Here is a 14,918-nt window from a genome sequence, read left to right as displayed (position 1 = left end):
GTCAATGCGCGCCGCCGCTCACGCGCAAGCGCGGATCGACAGCGAAGTACAGCAGATCGACGACCAGGTTGATCACGACGAAGATCAGCGAGATCAGGCAGAGATAGGCGGCCATCACCGGAATGTCGGCGAACTGCACCGCCTGGATGAACAGCAGCCCCATGCCGGGCCATTGAAACACGGTCTCGGTGATGATCGCAAAGGCAATCAGCGATCCCAGCTGCAGGCCGGTGATCGTGATGACCGGCACCAGCGTGTTCTTCAGCGCGTGTCCGAAGTAGATCGTCCGGTCGCTGAGACCGCGGGCACGGGCGAACTTGATGTAGTCGGCGCGCAGCACTTCCAGCATCTCGGCGCGCACGATGCGCATGATCAGTGTCAGCTGGAACACCGCCAGCGTGACGCCAGGCAGCAGCAGATGGCGCAGCCCGTCGCCGGTCAGCAAGCCGGTGCTCCAGGAACCGAGCATCACGACCTCACCCCGGCCATAGCTCGGCAGCCAGGCCAGTTGCACCGCGAAGATGAGGATCAGCAGGATCCCGATGAGGAAGGTCGGCAGCGCGACACCCAGCAACGACAGTGTCATCAGCAGCTGAGAGCCGAAGCTCCCGCGCCGCAGCGCCGCGTAGACGCCCAGGGGAATGCCGAACACCAGCGCGATCAACGCGGCTGTCGCCGACAGCTCGAGCGTCGCCGGGAAGCGTTCGGCGATCAGCGCGGACACCTTGCGACCTTGTTTCAGGCTGACGCCGAACTCTCCCTGCGCCGCGTTGCCGGCGAAATGCGCGAACTGCACGATGAAGCTCTGATCGAGTCCCAGGTCCTTGCGCAGTTGCTCGCGCTGTTCCGGCGTGGCGTCCTGACCGAGCAGGTTGTTGACCGGGTCGCCGACGTACTGGAACAGCATGAAGGCGATGAAGGCCACCGTCAGCATGACGACGACGGCCTGCGCCAGACGGCGAAGAATGAAAACCAGCATGGACGAGGGCCTCCGGCATGGGCTCGGGCGACGCGGCTTGTGACCTGCCCTGGCACGACCTGACCCCGGAGGCGGAGCGCTTCAGAAGGAACCCATCATCGAGGAGCGTACGCCCACCGGCAAGTGGGTTAGCCCTTGACGCGGCATGAACGCGACGTCGCCCCGACCGATGCCCAGAAACGGAAAAACCGCCCGAAGGCGGTTTGCTCTGGAGCGGGCGGCGTGGTCAGGACCGCCCTCTCCCAGCAGCGATCAGAAGCGGTGACGGATGCCGACGATCGATCCGCCGCGCTTCTCGGCGTTGTTGGCGAACCGGACCGCACCCTCGTGCTTGGTGTAATCCAGTTCGAGGTACACGTCCGTGCGCTTGGAGAAGGCGTAGTCGGCGACGACGGCGAAGTAGTGTCCCTTGCTCTTCGTGTTGGCCAGCGGAGCGCTGTAATGCGTCTGCGTGGCGTACCAGTAGTGGGCGCCCAGGTTCAGCTGCGGGGTCAGTTGATACGCGGCGCCCGCCGAGATCATGTCCCGCTTCTTCACATCGTTCGCCGCGGCATTCAGCACCGTGCCCAGCAGGCCGGACGTGTAGGCCGCGCCCAGCAGCCCGCCCTGGTCGAACTTGTTGGTCGCCCAGGACAGGTTGATGTACCACGGACCATCGGTGTACGCGCCGCCGGCGGTGTAGCCCTTGACCTTCTTGCCCAGGGTGTCCTCGACCTGCAGGTAGGCGCCGCCGAAGGCGATGGGGCCTTGGTTGTAGCGCAGCAGGCCGCCGAACGACTTGTTCTGCGAGTTCCCTTCGCCGGCCGACACCTGGATTTCGCCGCGAATGGGACCGGTCTCGAACAGGTACTTGACCATGTTGTCCTGGCGCGCGCCCATCGACAGGCCGATCTCGGGCTTGTAGGCCTCGATGTAAGGCGAGTACTTGAAGGAGGCGTAGGTCGACGTGTAGATGTCGAACAGGATGTTGTACTGACGGCCCAGCGTGATGCGGCCGAAATCGGCCGACTGGATGCCGACCCAGGACTGGCGCCAGAAGTCGGCGGCGGCCACGGTGCCGGTGTCGGAGTTCAGGCGGTGCTCGAGGTTGGCGATCGCCTTCAGTCCGCCGCCCATGTCCTCGGTCACGTTCACGCCGAGACGGCTCTGGGACATGCCACCGGGGATGACCTGCTTCTCGGAGCTTCCGGCGTTGGCGTTGCTGGTCCAGCGCAGACCGACGTCCACGATGCCATACAACTGCACGGTCGATTGTGCCCAGGCGGCGCTGGTACTCGCTGCAAGGATGCTCAGCGCCAAGGCGGCTTTCTTCATGTGATGTCTCCTGTATGTTTGGTGTGGTCGCCGAGATCGATTCTCAGCGAAGCCCCCAGACGGAGACGCTTTGTGTTGCACATCGCCCACGCGAGCAAACCCTGTCAAGTTTGTGACGCTCAGACAGAGGGAAAACCCGCGAATACTGTCTACAAAATCCACAACAGTGCGTTGCGGCGACAGTGCTTGATCGGCTCACGCAAGACCTGGCACCTGCGCGACACACAGCCTACGGACAAACGTTGAGACGAAAAAAAGCCGCCCCGAGGGGCGGCTTCCGTTGCGCAGCGCGCTGATCCGGGGATCAGAAGCTGTGCTTGATACCGACGTCCAGGCCGCCCGACTTGCCACCGCGAGCAGCGGCAACAGCGTTGGTTTGAACGCGGAAGTTCGAGTTGTCGTTGTCGATGATCGACGCGGTCGTGTACAGAGCCGTGCGCTTCGACAGGTTGTGCTGATAGCCGATCGTGAAGGCTTGAGCGTCGCCTTGCGCGTTGGCCAGGGCACCGTTCGGGTTGCGGGCCAGCGGATTGTCCGCAGTGCCGTTCGTCTCAGCCTTCGTGTACTGGGCGGTCACCGAGCCGGCAGCCGTCACCGGCACCACGGCGCCGATCGTGTACAGGTTCTGCTTGAACGAAGCGAACTTCAGTTGCGAGAACAGGCCTTGCACCTTGACGATCTTGAAGTCGTAGCTGGCACCCAGCGAGAACTGCTTGAACTTCGAGCGCATCGAGTCGGTGGACTGGTAGCCGCCGGCCACGTTCAGGTCGCCAACCTTGTAGCCCAGACGGCCGCCGAAGGTCTTCTTGCCGTCGGTGCCTTCGCCAGCGCCCACGTCGAACGAGCCGTACACGCCGCCCAGGTCGGCCGGCAGGAAGTACTGGACCAGGTTGTCCGAACGGTTGATCGTGTCGATGTTCGAACCCAGCAGGCTGTACGTGCGGGTCACGTCACCCAGACCGGTGGTGCTGTAGACGTCGAAGTCGTCAACAACCAGGCGGGTCGAGGTCTTGCCACGGCCCAGACGGACTTCACCAAAGTCGCCCATCAGGCTCACGGAAGCGCGACGGCCCCAGAAGCGGGTGGCGTCAGCCGTGCCGGTATCGGCCGACAGTGCGCCTTCCAGCCAGAAGCCAGCCTTCAGGCCGCCACCCAGGTCTTCGACGCCACGGACGCCGATGCGGCTGGAGGAGCTGCCGTCGTTCGTCAGTTGCTTCGTGTCCTGGCCATTGGCCTTCGTGTAACGGGCGGCCACGTCGATCACGCCGAAGAGCGTGACGGACGATTGAGCGGCAGCGGCACCAGCGAAACCAGCCAGCACAGCCAGCGCGACGAGAGATTTCTTCATTAGAGACTCCTAGATCTTCAATGAGGTTGCGGTTGGTAGATCGCCCGCAAACCAAGCTCCTGCAATGAAGCTGTGGTGTATTGCAACAGGTCCGATCACGCCTGACCAGCAGCCACCCCGTAAAAGTCCTGATTTCGTTGGGTCGAAGCAACGCGTATGGGATTAAAAAATTGTGTCATCACGCATTCGCACAAAGGATCATCCAGCACCGCCGAACCACTTGACGCAGCGCTTCTAAACTGGGGCGTCATGCCCACCGCGAGCATTCAAGATGGAATTCCAGCCTTCGCGCCCGGCGCGCATACTTTCTCGAACGGACGCGTGGATATCCACGCTGGACCAGAGCCTGAAGACGCTGATGGGCGTTGCGCCGATGGCGAGACCGGCCCCCGAAGCGGGGGCGCCCGACGAGGCGCTGGACGAGCCGCAACGCAAGCTGGCCGCGTCGCTGATGCGGGTCAACCATGTCGGCGAGGTCTGCGCGCAGGCGCTCTACCGTGCCCAGGCCCTGACCACGAGCAACGCGGAACTGCGCCAGCATCTGGAGCATGCCGCCCAGGAGGAGATCGACCACCTCGCCTGGTGCGCCGGACGACTCCGTGCCCTGAACGACCGCCCCAGCCTGCTCAATCCGCTCTGGTACGGCGGCGCCTTCGCGATCGGTGCCACCGCCGGACTGATCGGAGACAAGGTCAGCCTGGGCTTCGTCATCGAGACGGAGCGCCAAGTCGAGGCACACCTCGCCAGCCACCTGGAGCGACTGCCCACGGGCGATCACAGCTCGCGGGCAATCGTCGCGCAGATGAAGGAAGAGGAGGCGCGCCACGCGGAGGAGGCCCGCGGGCTCGGCGGCGTCGACCTGCCCGCGCCGGTGCGCGGCCTGATGCGCCTCGCCGCCAAGGTCATGACGCGGACGGCGCACCATCTTTAGAGTACCCCCACCTCCCCCCCTATCGGTGGGAATCAGGCCTCGACGATCTCTACCGAGGTGGTGATCTCAGCCGTCTTGGCCAACATGATGCTGGCGGAACAGTACTTCTCGTGGGAGAGCTGAACCGCACGTTCCACGCTCGCTTGCGGCAGGTCCTTGCCCGTCACGACGAAGTGCATGTGGATCTTGGTGAAGACTTTCGGATCAGTGTCGGCGCGATCGGCGCTCAGCTTGACCTGACAACCGCGCACGTCGTGGCGACCGCGCTTCAGAATCAGCACCACGTCATAGGCGGTGCAGCCACCGGTGCCGGCCAGCACCGTCTCCATCGGCCGAGGCGCCAGATTGCGCCCCCCGCCATCCGGCGCGCCGTCCATGTTGATCATGTGGCCGCTGCCCGTTTCGGCGACGAAGCTCATGCCGTCGGCGCCCATCCAGTTGATCGTGCATTCCATTCGTCGTTCCTTCGTTCCATGAGCCGTTCGAGCCACGAGGCAGTGATCTGGCCCCATTTTTTGGAAGCCATTCGTCGTGGCCACCCACTCCGGCGGTGATTTTGCGCATTTAGAGACCCGACTCCAGGGCCAGACCCCCTAAAAAATATTGCAGCGCAGCATGCATCCCCCTAGAATTCTAGGCATGCGACAGCGCTACCCCACTCTGTAGGGTCAGCCCCGCACCGATTGTCTCCTCCACCGCCTCCATGGTGGATTCAGCCCGAGGCCACAAGCCTCGGGCTTTTTTTCGCCCCTGCGTGCCCGCTCTGCCACGCAAGGCTCGCTCCTCCAATGGCGAAAGCGCGCGAGCCTCCCCAGCCGGGGCGCGCCCGCGCCTGGGGCAGTCCCTCGCTATCATCATCCGCCCGATTCCCGCCGCGTCCGCGCGGGAAGGGGAACTGGAGGGATTTCCATGGCCGGCACCCGCCGCGCATCGCGCAAGACCACCTCGACGCGCCTCACGGCGCGGCAACCCGCGTTACTCCCGGCCGACCAGAGTTATCTCCAACGGATTCTTAACGCCAAGGTGTATGAGGTCGCGCAAGAAACCTCCCTCGACGCTGCCCGCAATCTCTCCAAGCGCATCGGCAACAAAGTCTGGTTGAAACGCGAGGATCAGCAGCCGGTATTCAGCTTCAAACTGCGGGGCGCCTATAACAAGATGGCAAATCTCGCGCCTGAGCAATTGGCGCGCGGGGTGATTTGCGCATCGGCGGGTAATCATGCCCAGGGGGTGGCGCTGTCGGCGAAGAAACTCGGCTGCCGCGCGGTGATCGTGATGCCGGTGACCACGCCCAAGCTCAAGATCGACGCCGTCCAGGCGCTGGGCGGCGAGGTGGTGCTGGCGGGAGAGTCCTTCACCGACGCCTACGGCCACGCGCTGGAGCTGGAGCAGCAGCACGGCCTGAGTTTCGTCCACCCCTTCGACGATCCCGACGTCATTGCCGGCCAGGGCACGATCGCCATGGAGTTGCTGCGTCAGCACCCGGGGCCCATCGATGCGATCTTCGTCGCGATCGGCGGCGGGGGCTTGATCTCGGGGGTCGCGGCGTACATCAAGGCCGTGCGGCCGGAGATCAAGGTCATCGGCGTCCAGACCAAGGACTCCGACGCCATGGTGCGTTCCGTGCGTGCCGGCAAGCGGATCGCGCTGACCGACGTGGGACTGTTCTCCGACGGCACCGCGGTGAAGCTGGTCGGCGAGGAAACCTTCCGCATCTGCCGGGAGCTGGTGGACGACTACATCCTAGTCGACACCGACGCCGTCTGCGCCGCGATCAAGGACGTCTTCGTCGACACGCGCAGCATCCTGGAGCCGGCCGGCGGGCTTGGCGTGGCGGCCATCAAGCAGTACGCGGCGCAGCGGGGAACCAAGGGCGAGACCTACATCGCCATCACCTGCGGCGCGAACATGAACTTCGACCGGTTGCGCTTCGTCGCCGAGCGGGCCGAGGTCGGCGAGGAGCGCGAAGCGCTGTTCGCCGTCACCATCCCGGAGGAACGCGGCAGCTTCCGGCGCTTCTGCGAGCTGGTCCAAGGACGCAGCGTCACGGAGTTCAACTACCGCATCTCCGACCATCAGGTGGCGCACGTCTTTGTCGGCGTCTCCATCACCAAGCGCGAGGAGGCCGACAAGCTGGCCCGCAGCTTCGAGCGGCATCGCTTCGCCACCGTCGATCTCACCGATGACGAACTGGCCAAGCAGCACGTCCGCCACATGGTCGGTGGGCGGACTGAACTCGCGGAGAACGAGCGCCTCTTCCGCTTCATCTTCCCGGAGCGGCCCGGCGCGCTGATGCGCTTCCTGTCCAGCATGAGTCCGGACTGGAACATCAGCCTGTTCCACTACCGCAACCAGGGGGCGGACTATGGCCGCATCCTCGTCGGTCTGCAGGTTCCGAAGGGCGACGGCAAGGCCTTCAAGACCTTCCTCGACCAGTTGAACTACCCCTATACCGAAGAAACCGACAACCCGGTGTACCGGCTCTTCCTGCGCTGACGCGCGTCAAGCACCCGTGACCGCGCGGGCGCATCGGCGCTCGTCGACGACAGCGGTTACGACTTGACACCAACAGCTGCCCCCGGGACAAGGGGCAAACGCGCGGCGGGAGGGGCAATTGCCGATGGCCCGCCCGGATCGCGGACCGAGAATGGCAGACCCCATGTCCATTCATCAGTCCCTCATCTCGCCGACCGCCAATCCGGAGCTGGAACGTGCCTTGCGCCAGCGCCTGGAACGCCGCTGCATGCTGGCCGGCCGGCTGGGTGAACTGGAACCGCTCGCCATACGGCTCGGTCTGATCCAGGCCACGCAGACCCCGAAGTTCCGGGACCCGACGCTGGTGCTGTTCGCGGCCGACCATGGCCTGGCGGTGGACGGCATCGCATTGCCGAACGGCCGCAGCACGCGCGAGCAGGCCCTGCTCGCCCTTCAGCATCGCCTGCCGTCGACCGTGTTCGCACGCAATCAGGGCATGCATGTCACGGTCGTCGACTGCGGCATCGCCGAGCCGCTCAGCCCGCAGCAACGCCTGCTGGCGCGCAAGATTGCGCACGGGACACGCAACTCACGGGCCGGCGCGGCGATGACAGTGGAACAGGCGCATGCCGGCGTGCGCGTCGGCATGGAGATCTCCGACAACCTGGCCGGCAATGTGATCGCGTGCGCGGGCCTGGGTCAGGGCTCGCTGGAGGCTTCCGCGCTGGTGCTGTCCCGGCTGATGGACATGCCGGTGCAGGACTTCATCATCTCCGGCCCCGACATGCCGCACGATGACCTGTCCCACCTGATGCTGGTGCTGCAAGGGGCCCAGCAGCGGCACCGCGAGGTGCAGGAACCGATGGCGGTGCTCGCGGCCTTCGGCGGATTCGAGCTGGCCGTGATGGTCGGGGCGATGCTGGTCGCCGCGTCGAAGCGCCAACTGATCCTGGTAGACGGCATCCCCGCTTGCGCGGCGTTGAAAGTGGCGTCCATGATCGCCCCGCCGGTCACCGACTACGCGGTGTTCTGCCGCAGCACCACGCATCGCGGACTCGACGAGGCGCTGCAGCTGTTCCACGCGGCGGCGCTGCTGGAACTCGGCATGGAATGCGGGGACGGCACCGGCGCGACCTTGGCATGGCCGCTGGTGCGTTGCGCGGCGGCGCTGCTGACGGAGGTCCAGGACCTGCCCGACGGGGCGATCCACAGCCGTCCGTCCGATCTGCGCGACACGAGCTCGAGCAATGCAGGCGCGTTGCACTCGGGCTCAGGCCGGTCGACCCTGGGTAGCAAGTACTGACCCCGCAACGAACGCCGCGTTCGGCGCGTGACGCGCTACCTCTTTGGAATTACTTGATCGGGTTACCGCTGCCGTCGCCGGGAGGCATTTGCGGCAGCGAACCGGTGACAGCGGTGGGCGGCACGATGCCGTCAGGCCCCGGTGCGCCAGCGTGCGGCCCCATCTGCATCTGCGGGAAATTCGGCGGCGGCGCCATGCCGCCACCCGGCGCGAACTGCGGCGCGGGCGCGAGCACCGCGTCCGGCGCGCCAGGCGCGAGGCTCAGCCGAACGGTCACCGCATCGCCGGTGCCGAGGCCCACATCGCGGCGGTTGATCTCGATCAATCTGAGGTCGCCATCGACGGCAGAGCCCATGCGCACGGGCTTCGGCGGCGCGCCGGCGATCGCGATGAGCGCGACGCCTTCGCCGGGATAACGTCCGCCCGCGGTCGGTGCGACGACGCCCAGCAACTGGTAGCGAGAGGACGTCGCTTCGACCGGCGCCTCCGCCGCCTTCGCGGCAGCGAACAGCCGGGTCCAGTCGACGGGCGCGCTTTCAGCGGTCGCCGAACGCGTCATGGCAGGGGCTTGAGGTCCCTTCACCATCAGCGTCAACGCCCAATAAGCGAGGCTCGCCGCCAGCGCCGCCCAGACTACGAAGCTTAACCATCGTGCATGCATCCGACGATTATGATGCAGCGCGATGGGCCACCAAGGGCGGCTCCACGAGGATTGCAACACCATGCGTCGACCCCTCTCCAAGTTCTCTCCGCGCCGTGCCCGCGGCTTCACGCTGATCGAATTGATCGTCGCCATCACCATCGTCGCCGTCATGGGCGCGGTGGTCGTGCCGGCGGTGATGAACCACGTGTCCGAAGCGCGCCGCACCGCGGCCCGCTCCGATGTCAACACGCTGATGCAGTCGCTCAAGCTCTACAAGATGGACAACGGCCGCTATCCGAGCGGCGAGCAAGGCCTGGGCGCACTCGTGGCCAAGCCCACCAACGGCCCCGCGGCGCCGAACTGGAAGGTCTACATCGAGAAGCTGCCCAAGGACCCCTGGGGCAATCCGTACCAGTACGACAACCCCGGCCTCAAGGGCGAGATCGACGTCTACAGCCTGGGCGCGGACGGCAAGCCGGGCGGCGAAGGCTCCGACGCCGACATCGGGTCCTGGGAATAAGCGCGCGGCCCGCCGTGCGCTTCGCTCCCGCCCCCACCGACCGCTCCGAGCCGTGCGCGCGCGTCCGTCCGGTCGACTGCTCCAGCGCGGCTTCACGCTGATCGAGCTGATCGTCGCGATCACGATCGTGGCGATCGCCAGCGCCACCGTCGCGGTGGCCATGCGGGACCGCGCCGACGTGCAGCTGGAGCGCGAGGCGCTGCATCTGGCGTCCGTGCTCGAGACGGCTCGCTCCGAGGCCCGCGCGGCGTCGCTCGACGTGCGCTGGGTCCCCGATTCGAACAACGACGCCAGCCGCTACCGCCTCACCGGTCTGCCGGCCGCGCTGGTCAAGCGCCTGGAGCTCGAACGCCCCTGGCTGGGTGACCCGCCGATCGTCGAGATCGAAGGCGCGAGCGTCAACGGACGCTCGATCCGACTGGGGCCCGAGCCGCTGATCGGCGCGCAACGCGTGACGCTGATCCGCGGCGACCACCGCATCACGCTGGCCACGGACGGGCTCCGGCCGTTCGCGATCGCGAGGGGCGCCACATGAGACGTTCGATGCACACGCGGCGGGCCCGTGGCTTCACGCTCGTCGAAGTGCTGGTGGCGCTGACGATCGTCGCGCTGTGCCTGGCCGCCGGGCTGCGTGCGGCGGGCGCGATGACCTCGAACTCCGACCGGCTGGCGATCAACTCGCTGGCGCAGTGGTGCGCCGAGAACGAGCTCACCGAGATGCGCCTGACCAAGTCCTTCCCCAGCATCGGCGACAACAGCATCAGCTGCTCGCAACTGGGCCGCGACTTCAACGTGAAGATGGCGGTGCGCGGCACGCCGAATCCGAACTTCCGCCGCGTCGAGGCGCAGGTCTTCGACGACAAGGACCGGCCGCTGCTGACGATCACCACCATCGTGGGACGCAACTCCTGATGCGCCGCGCGACAGGCTCCTCCCGGCGCGCGGCGCGCGGGTTCACGCTGATCGAGGTCGTCGTCGCGCTCGTCGTGATGGCGGTGATGTCGGTCATGGCGTGGCGCGCCGTGTCGGCGCTGACGACCAGCCGCGAGCGCAACGAGGCCGCGATGGACCGCGCCGAGACGCTGCAGACCCTGATCCGCCAATGGGAGTTGGACCTGCGCGAAGTCCAGAAGAGCGACGTGTTCGACGCGTTGACCTTCGACGGCGCGACGCTGCGCATCACACGCCGGCGCGAGACGGGCTTGCAACTGGTCGCCTGGCAATTGAAGGAAGGCCGGCTGGCGCGCTGGGAATCGCAGACCCTGAACAACGCCGACGCGCTGCGGGATGCGTGGTTCCGCAGCCAGCAGCTCAATGCCAAGGAGATGCGCGACCTGCCCGGGCTCGATCGCGTCGTCGGCTGGCAGATGTATTTCTTCCAGCAAGGCGCGTGGGCCAACGCGCAGTCCTCCCTCGACAAGGATCCGGCCAGCGCCGACCCGGCGAACAAGACCCCGGCGGCGACCGTCATGCCGGAAGGCGTCCGCATGCGGCTGCAGTTCGGCGAGGACAGCGGCTACCGCGGCGAGCTGATCCGTGAAGTCGCGGTGGAGAGCGGCAGCTGATGCGCCCCGCTCGCCCGCCCTCATCGGCATCGACGCGGTCGCGGCGCGGCGCGGCGTTGCTCACCGCCTTGCTGATCGTGGTGCTGGTGACGACCTTGTCCGCCGCGATGCTCTGGCGGCAGTCCCGCTCGATCCAGATCGAGGCCGCCGACCGCGGTCGCGCCCAGGCGGACTGGGTGCTGCTGGGCGCGTTGGACTGGGCACGGCTGATCCTGAGCGAGGACGCCAAGTCCGGCGCCCGCAATCCCGCGAACAACAGCGACAACCTCGGCGAGGTGTGGGCCGTGCCGCTGGCCGAAGCGCGGCTGTCGAGCTTCCTGTCGCAGGACGAGAACAAGTCGGAGGATGCCGGCCCGGACGCCTTCCTCTCCGGCCACATCGAGGACGCGCAGGGCCTGTACAACCTGCGCAACCTGGAAACGCAGGCGACGCAGCCTCCGGCCGGGCAGCCGCCCGATGCCAAGGCCGCCAAGAAGATGCTCGACAACCTGAACGCGGCGACCCGGATCTTCCAGCGCGCGGGGATGAGCGCCTCCATCGCCGAACAGGTGCGCAAGAGCCTCATCGCCTCCACGGGCAGCAAGGGCACGGAGCAGCAGGGCGACGTGCCGCTGCGGCCGGTCCGGATCGAGCAGTTGCGCTGGTTCGGCCTGAATGACGAGCAGATCGCCCGCCTGAGCACCTTGGCCGTGCTGCTGCCGAAGGCGCAGACGACGCTGAACCTGAACACAGCCTCCCAGGAAGTCATCGCGGATGTCCTCGGCGTCGACGCCGGCGTCGCCGCCCGCATCGTGCAGGCCCGTCAGAGCAAGGCCTTCACGGCCTGGGACGACCGGCTCAGCTCGCTGCTGGTGGAGATCCCCGCCGACGACACGCGCCGGGACATGGTGCTTTTCTCGTCGTCGTACTTCTTCGTCGAAGGCCAGATGCGGATGGACGATCGGGTGCTGGCGCAGCGTTCGCTGGTGTTCCGGGACGGCACCAACGTCCGCGTCATGGACCGCCAGCGCCTGCAACGCCAGTCCACGCCGGCGGGAACGACCAACGGCTTCGGGGCCACGCCTTGAACGCCGACGGCGGCGTCGCGCGCCGCCCACACGCGCTTGAAACGATTGGAAAGAAGAGGGACGGGATGCATGCACTTGTAAAGGCGCGACTACGGGCTTGCTCGGGGGCGCGCGGCGCCATTCCGTCACGCAAGCCCTCCTAGAATCCGCGATCTCATGAGTACCCTGGTCATCCTCCTGCCGGCCAATCCGCCTCAGAGCGGCGACGCCCCGCACGACTACGAATACTGGTTCAGCACCGACGCGCAGGCGCCGGCCCACGCACGCGGGCACGGACGGCGCGCGGCGCTGGCCGCGATGCCGCCCGCCGACCGCGTGATGCTGCTGCTCGGCGACGACCAGGTCAGCTGGCTCCCGGCGCAACTGCCCAAGATCAAGGGCGCAAAGTTGCGCGGCGCCATCGTCGGCGTGATGGAGGACCATCTGCTCGAGGATCCCGAGCGGCTGCACCTCGCGACGATGGAGAGCGCCGGCACCGAAGGCCGGTCGCACTGGATCGCGGTGACCGCGCGCGAACCGCTGCGCGCGCATCTGCAGGCGATGGAAGACGCCGGGTTGCTGGTGGAGTCGCTGCTGCCGATGTCGTGGCCGCAGGCCGCCGACGGCGCCGAGGGCGGCTACGTCTATGCAGGTCCCGATGACCGCGCCCGGCTGCGCGTTTCGCGCGCCGACGGCGTGGCCACGTTCCCGCTGGACAGCGGCGGCCTGCGCGGCTGGCTCGGCGAGGACTGGTGGGCCAACGCGCCCGTGACCGCGAGCCCCGCCGCGTCCGCCGTGGCCGAGCAGTGGCTGGGGCGCAAGGTGCAGGTCCTCAACGACACGGAGCGCGCCTGGGCCGCCCGCGAGGCGCCGGTCAACCTGCTGCAGTTCGACCTGGCCCCGCGCCGGCGCGGCTGGCAGCGCGTCCACCAGGCCTGGCAGACCCTGCAGTCGCCTTCTTGGCGGCCGTTCCGCTGGGGCGTCGTCGGCCTGATCGCCGTGCAGGTGATCGGCCTGAACGCGATGGCGTGGCAGCAGGGCCGCGCGATCGACGCGCGCAAGGCCGAGCAGGAAGCGCTGCTGCGGCAGGCCTTCCCGCAGGTCCGCGTGGTCCGTGACGCCCGTGCCCAGATGCTGCGCGAGACCGAGGCGCTGCGCGGCGGCGCCGGCCAGGTCGGCCCCGGCGACCTCGAGGACCTGCTGGGCGCCGTGGCGCGCGTCTGGCCGCCAGGCGAGCCGCCGCTGCCCAACATCCGTTTCGAACAGGGCCGGCTGCAGCTCGCCGGACTCACGCCTCCGCAGCGCTCGCAATTGCGCGAGCGGCTGGGCCAGGACCCCGCACTGCGGGTCGCCGAGGACGGCGACACGCTCCAACTCAGCCTGCGACCCGACAACCGATGAACGCCCTCACGACCATGCAACGGGACCTCCGGGCCCGCTGGCAGGCCGCCTCGCCGCGCGAACGCCTGATCGCGCGGGTGACCGCTGCGATCGTCGGCCTGCTGCTGCTCTGGCTGATCGCGCTGGCGCCGGCCTGGGCCACGCTGCGCAAGGCGCCTGGCGAGATCGACCGGCTGGATCGCGAACTCCAGCAGATGCGCGCGATGGCGCAGCAGACGCAGGCGTTGAAGCAGGCGGTGCCGGTCTCGGCCGAGCAGTCGATGACCGCGCTGCGGGCCGCGACGGCCCGGCTCGGCCCGGCCGCCGAACTGACGATCACCGGCACGCAGGCGCAGTTGCGGCTGCGCGGCGTGCCCGGCGGCGCGCTGGCCATGTGGATCGGCGAGGCCCGCCAAGGCGCGCGCGCCCGGCCGCAGGAAGCCGAGCTGCAGAACGGTCCGCAGGGCTTCAGCGGTCGCCTGACCGTGACGCTGCCCGCGGCGGCGGGGAACTGAGCCATGTCGCGACAACAACGCTTCATGGAGTCGGCTTTCATGCAGTCGGCCTTCATGATCCTGGCCGCGCCGGGCAAGGCCGTGGCGCTGGTCCGCACCGATCGCGGCGCCATGCGCTGGGCGATCGTGGGCGCCGTGCTGGGCCTGCTGACCGCGGTCGTGGTCTGGGCGCCGGCGGCATGGCTGGCCAGGACGATCGCGTCGGCCACGAATGATCGGCTGCTGCTCGCCGACGCGCGAGGCAGTCTCTGGAACGGCAGTGCGCGCGTGATCCTGAGTCCGGGCGAAGGCAGCCGCGATGCGAGCGAACTGCCGCAGCGCCTGGGCTGGTCGCTGCGACCGGCGTGGATCGACGGCGGACTGGCCGTGCGGCTGACGCTGGACCAGTCCTGCTGCATCAAGCCCGGTGCGCCGTTGACGGCGAGCTTCGGCATGGACCGGCTCACGGTGCGCCTGCCCGACGCCACGCCCGAACAGCCGTGGATCCGCTGGCCGGCGGCCTGGCTCGCGGGACTGGGCACGCCCTGGAACACGCTGGCGCCGGACGGCGTCATCGCCGTCAGCGCGCAGGGCTTCGTCTTCGAAGGCAAGGGCAAGACGGTCAAGGTGAACGGCATGGCCCAGGTCGAGCTGCGCGACTTCTCGTCGCGCCTGGCGCAGGTGGCGCCCCTGGGCAGCTACCGGATGGGGCTCGTGGGCGGCAGCGAGTCGCCACAGTTGATCCTGACGACGATCCAGGGCCCGCTGCAATTGAGCGGCCAGGGGAGCCTGGGCGCGACGCGGACGCAATTCCGGGGCGAGGCGACAGCCGCGCCCGGCAGCGAAGCCGCATTGGCCAATTTGTTGAACATCATCGGGCGCCGCCAAGGTGCGCGCTCGATCATCTCGGTGGGATGAGC

General features: G+C 67.6%; 16 protein-coding genes. 11 read left to right on the top strand and 5 right to left on the bottom strand.

Going from position 1 to position 14,918, the window contains the following annotated elements; translation table 11 throughout:
• Position 1: 1 nt before the first annotated feature.
• The 3 genes from AC07OZ_RS21765 to AC07OZ_RS21755 all read right to left on the bottom strand — a co-directional run bounded on the left by AC07OZ_RS21765 (position 2) and on the right by AC07OZ_RS21755 (position 3,641).
• Positions 2-979 (bottom strand): ABC transporter permease, encoded by a 978-nt coding sequence (locus AC07OZ_RS21765; protein WP_495469164.1) that lies wholly within the window; start codon positions 977-979, stop codon positions 2-4.
• A 252-nt stretch (positions 980-1,231) separates the two neighbouring features.
• Positions 1,232-2,293 carry a porin gene (locus AC07OZ_RS21760; protein WP_495469163.1) on the bottom strand — a complete coding sequence of 354 codons (1,062 nt, stop codon included), beginning with the start codon at positions 2,291-2,293 and terminating at the stop codon, positions 1,232-1,234.
• Between the two features lie 304 nt (positions 2,294-2,597).
• The gene (locus AC07OZ_RS21755; RefSeq protein WP_495469162.1) at positions 2,598-3,641 is read right to left on the bottom strand and encodes a porin; all 1,044 of its coding nucleotides are present in this window, start codon (positions 3,639-3,641) and stop codon (positions 2,598-2,600) included.
• Between the two features lie 271 nt (positions 3,642-3,912).
• Here AC07OZ_RS21755 and coq7 point away from each other — a divergent pair, with 271 nt between their 5' ends.
• Positions 3,913-4,572 carry a 2-polyprenyl-3-methyl-6-methoxy-1,4-benzoquinone monooxygenase gene (gene coq7 / locus AC07OZ_RS21750; RefSeq protein WP_495469161.1) on the top strand — a complete coding sequence of 220 codons (660 nt, stop codon included), beginning with the start codon at positions 3,913-3,915 and terminating at the stop codon, positions 4,570-4,572.
• A gap of 32 nt (positions 4,573-4,604) precedes the next feature.
• Here coq7 and AC07OZ_RS21745 read toward each other — a convergent pair whose 3' ends face one another.
• Positions 4,605-5,027, bottom strand: a complete 423-nt coding sequence (locus AC07OZ_RS21745) for an OsmC family protein (RefSeq protein ID WP_495469160.1) — start codon at positions 5,025-5,027, stop codon at positions 4,605-4,607.
• 454 nt (positions 5,028-5,481) lie between these two features.
• Between AC07OZ_RS21745 and ilvA the strand changes: the two genes are divergently transcribed.
• Both ilvA and AC07OZ_RS21735 read left to right on the top strand, forming a co-directional pair.
• A complete protein-coding gene (gene ilvA, locus AC07OZ_RS21740) occupies positions 5,482-7,068 on the top strand; it encodes a threonine ammonia-lyase, biosynthetic (protein WP_495469159.1) in 1,587 nt (528 codons plus the stop codon).
• Between the two features lie 163 nt (positions 7,069-7,231).
• Positions 7,232-8,350: a nicotinate-nucleotide--dimethylbenzimidazole phosphoribosyltransferase gene (locus AC07OZ_RS21735; protein ID WP_495469158.1), complete on the top strand. Its 1,119-nt coding sequence runs from the start codon at positions 7,232-7,234 to the stop codon at positions 8,348-8,350.
• A gap of 49 nt (positions 8,351-8,399) precedes the next feature.
• Here AC07OZ_RS21735 and AC07OZ_RS21730 read toward each other — a convergent pair whose 3' ends face one another.
• The gene (locus tag AC07OZ_RS21730; RefSeq protein ID WP_495469157.1) at positions 8,400-9,074 is read right to left on the bottom strand and encodes a hypothetical protein; all 675 of its coding nucleotides are present in this window, start codon (positions 9,072-9,074) and stop codon (positions 8,400-8,402) included.
• Here AC07OZ_RS21730 and gspG point away from each other — a divergent pair.
• The 8 genes from gspG to gspN all read left to right on the top strand — a co-directional run bounded on the left by gspG (position 9,073) and on the right by gspN (position 14,916).
• On the top strand, positions 9,073-9,513 hold the full coding sequence (gspG, locus tag AC07OZ_RS21725) for a type II secretion system major pseudopilin GspG (RefSeq protein WP_495469156.1): 441 nt from the start codon (positions 9,073-9,075) through the stop codon (positions 9,511-9,513). The genes AC07OZ_RS21730 and gspG overlap by 2 nt on opposite strands.
• 52 nt (positions 9,514-9,565) lie before the next feature.
• Complete coding sequence (locus AC07OZ_RS21720) at positions 9,566-10,048, top strand: prepilin-type N-terminal cleavage/methylation domain-containing protein (protein WP_495469155.1); 483 nt, start codon at positions 9,566-9,568, stop codon at positions 10,046-10,048.
• Entirely contained in the window at positions 10,045-10,425 is a 381-nt protein-coding gene (gene gspI / locus AC07OZ_RS21715) for a type II secretion system minor pseudopilin GspI (RefSeq protein ID WP_495469154.1), read from the top strand. Before AC07OZ_RS21720 ends, gspI begins: the two co-directional genes overlap by 4 nt.
• A complete protein-coding gene (locus tag AC07OZ_RS21710; protein WP_495469153.1) occupies positions 10,425-11,078 on the top strand; it encodes a PulJ/GspJ family protein in 654 nt (217 codons plus the stop codon). Before gspI ends, AC07OZ_RS21710 begins: the two co-directional genes overlap by 1 nt.
• Positions 11,078-12,145: a type II secretion system minor pseudopilin GspK gene (gene gspK, locus AC07OZ_RS21705; RefSeq protein WP_495469152.1), complete on the top strand. Its 1,068-nt coding sequence runs from the start codon at positions 11,078-11,080 to the stop codon at positions 12,143-12,145. Before AC07OZ_RS21710 ends, gspK begins: the two co-directional genes overlap by 1 nt.
• A 156-nt stretch (positions 12,146-12,301) precedes the next feature.
• Positions 12,302-13,525 (top strand): type II secretion system protein GspL, encoded by a 1,224-nt coding sequence (gspL, locus tag AC07OZ_RS21700; RefSeq protein WP_495469151.1) that lies wholly within the window; start codon positions 12,302-12,304, stop codon positions 13,523-13,525.
• A complete protein-coding gene (locus AC07OZ_RS21695) occupies positions 13,522-14,019 on the top strand; it encodes a type II secretion system protein M (RefSeq protein WP_495469150.1) in 498 nt (165 codons plus the stop codon). Before gspL ends, AC07OZ_RS21695 begins: the two co-directional genes overlap by 4 nt.
• A gap of 3 nt (positions 14,020-14,022) precedes the next feature.
• Positions 14,023-14,916, top strand: coding sequence for a type II secretion system protein N (gene gspN / locus AC07OZ_RS21690; protein ID WP_495469149.1), 894 nt, complete (start codon positions 14,023-14,025; stop codon positions 14,914-14,916).
• The last annotated feature ends 2 nt before the right edge of the window (positions 14,917-14,918 follow it).

The sequence above is a fragment of the Roseateles sp. GW821-FHT09G03 genome, assembly GCF_059416045.1.
This window is presented reverse-complemented; position numbering and strand designations above follow the sequence as displayed.

What these genes read in the sequence shown, in the direction of transcription:
- gspN (WP_495469149.1), top strand. Translation starts at nt 14,023, where the DNA reads ATGTCGCGACAACAACGCTTCATGGAGTCGGCTTTCATGCAGTCGGCC.
- gspI (WP_495469154.1), top strand. Translation starts at nt 10,045, where the DNA reads ATGAGACGTTCGATGCACACGCGGCGGGCCCGTGGCTTCACGCTCGTC.
- gspL (WP_495469151.1), top strand. Translation starts at nt 12,302, where the DNA reads ATGAGTACCCTGGTCATCCTCCTGCCGGCCAATCCGCCTCAGAGCGGC.
- AC07OZ_RS21765 (WP_495469164.1), bottom strand. Translation starts at nt 979, where the DNA reads ATGCTGGTTTTCATTCTTCGCCGTCTGGCGCAGGCCGTCGTCGTCATG.
- ilvA (WP_495469159.1), top strand. Translation starts at nt 5,482, where the DNA reads ATGGCCGGCACCCGCCGCGCATCGCGCAAGACCACCTCGACGCGCCTC.
- AC07OZ_RS21760 (WP_495469163.1), bottom strand. Translation starts at nt 2,293, where the DNA reads ATGAAGAAAGCCGCCTTGGCGCTGAGCATCCTTGCAGCGAGTACCAGC.
- coq7 (WP_495469161.1), top strand. Translation starts at nt 3,913, where the DNA reads ATGGAATTCCAGCCTTCGCGCCCGGCGCGCATACTTTCTCGAACGGAC.
- AC07OZ_RS21745 (WP_495469160.1), bottom strand. Translation starts at nt 5,027, where the DNA reads ATGGAATGCACGATCAACTGGATGGGCGCCGACGGCATGAGCTTCGTC.
- AC07OZ_RS21710 (WP_495469153.1), top strand. Translation starts at nt 10,425, where the DNA reads ATGCGCCGCGCGACAGGCTCCTCCCGGCGCGCGGCGCGCGGGTTCACG.
- AC07OZ_RS21730 (WP_495469157.1), bottom strand. Translation starts at nt 9,074, where the DNA reads ATGGTGTTGCAATCCTCGTGGAGCCGCCCTTGGTGGCCCATCGCGCTG.
- gspK (WP_495469152.1), top strand. Translation starts at nt 11,078, where the DNA reads ATGCGCCCCGCTCGCCCGCCCTCATCGGCATCGACGCGGTCGCGGCGC.
- AC07OZ_RS21695 (WP_495469150.1), top strand. Translation starts at nt 13,522, where the DNA reads ATGAACGCCCTCACGACCATGCAACGGGACCTCCGGGCCCGCTGGCAG.
- AC07OZ_RS21735 (WP_495469158.1), top strand. Translation starts at nt 7,232, where the DNA reads ATGTCCATTCATCAGTCCCTCATCTCGCCGACCGCCAATCCGGAGCTG.
- gspG (WP_495469156.1), top strand. Translation starts at nt 9,073, where the DNA reads ATGCGTCGACCCCTCTCCAAGTTCTCTCCGCGCCGTGCCCGCGGCTTC.
- AC07OZ_RS21755 (WP_495469162.1), bottom strand. Translation starts at nt 3,641, where the DNA reads ATGAAGAAATCTCTCGTCGCGCTGGCTGTGCTGGCTGGTTTCGCTGGT.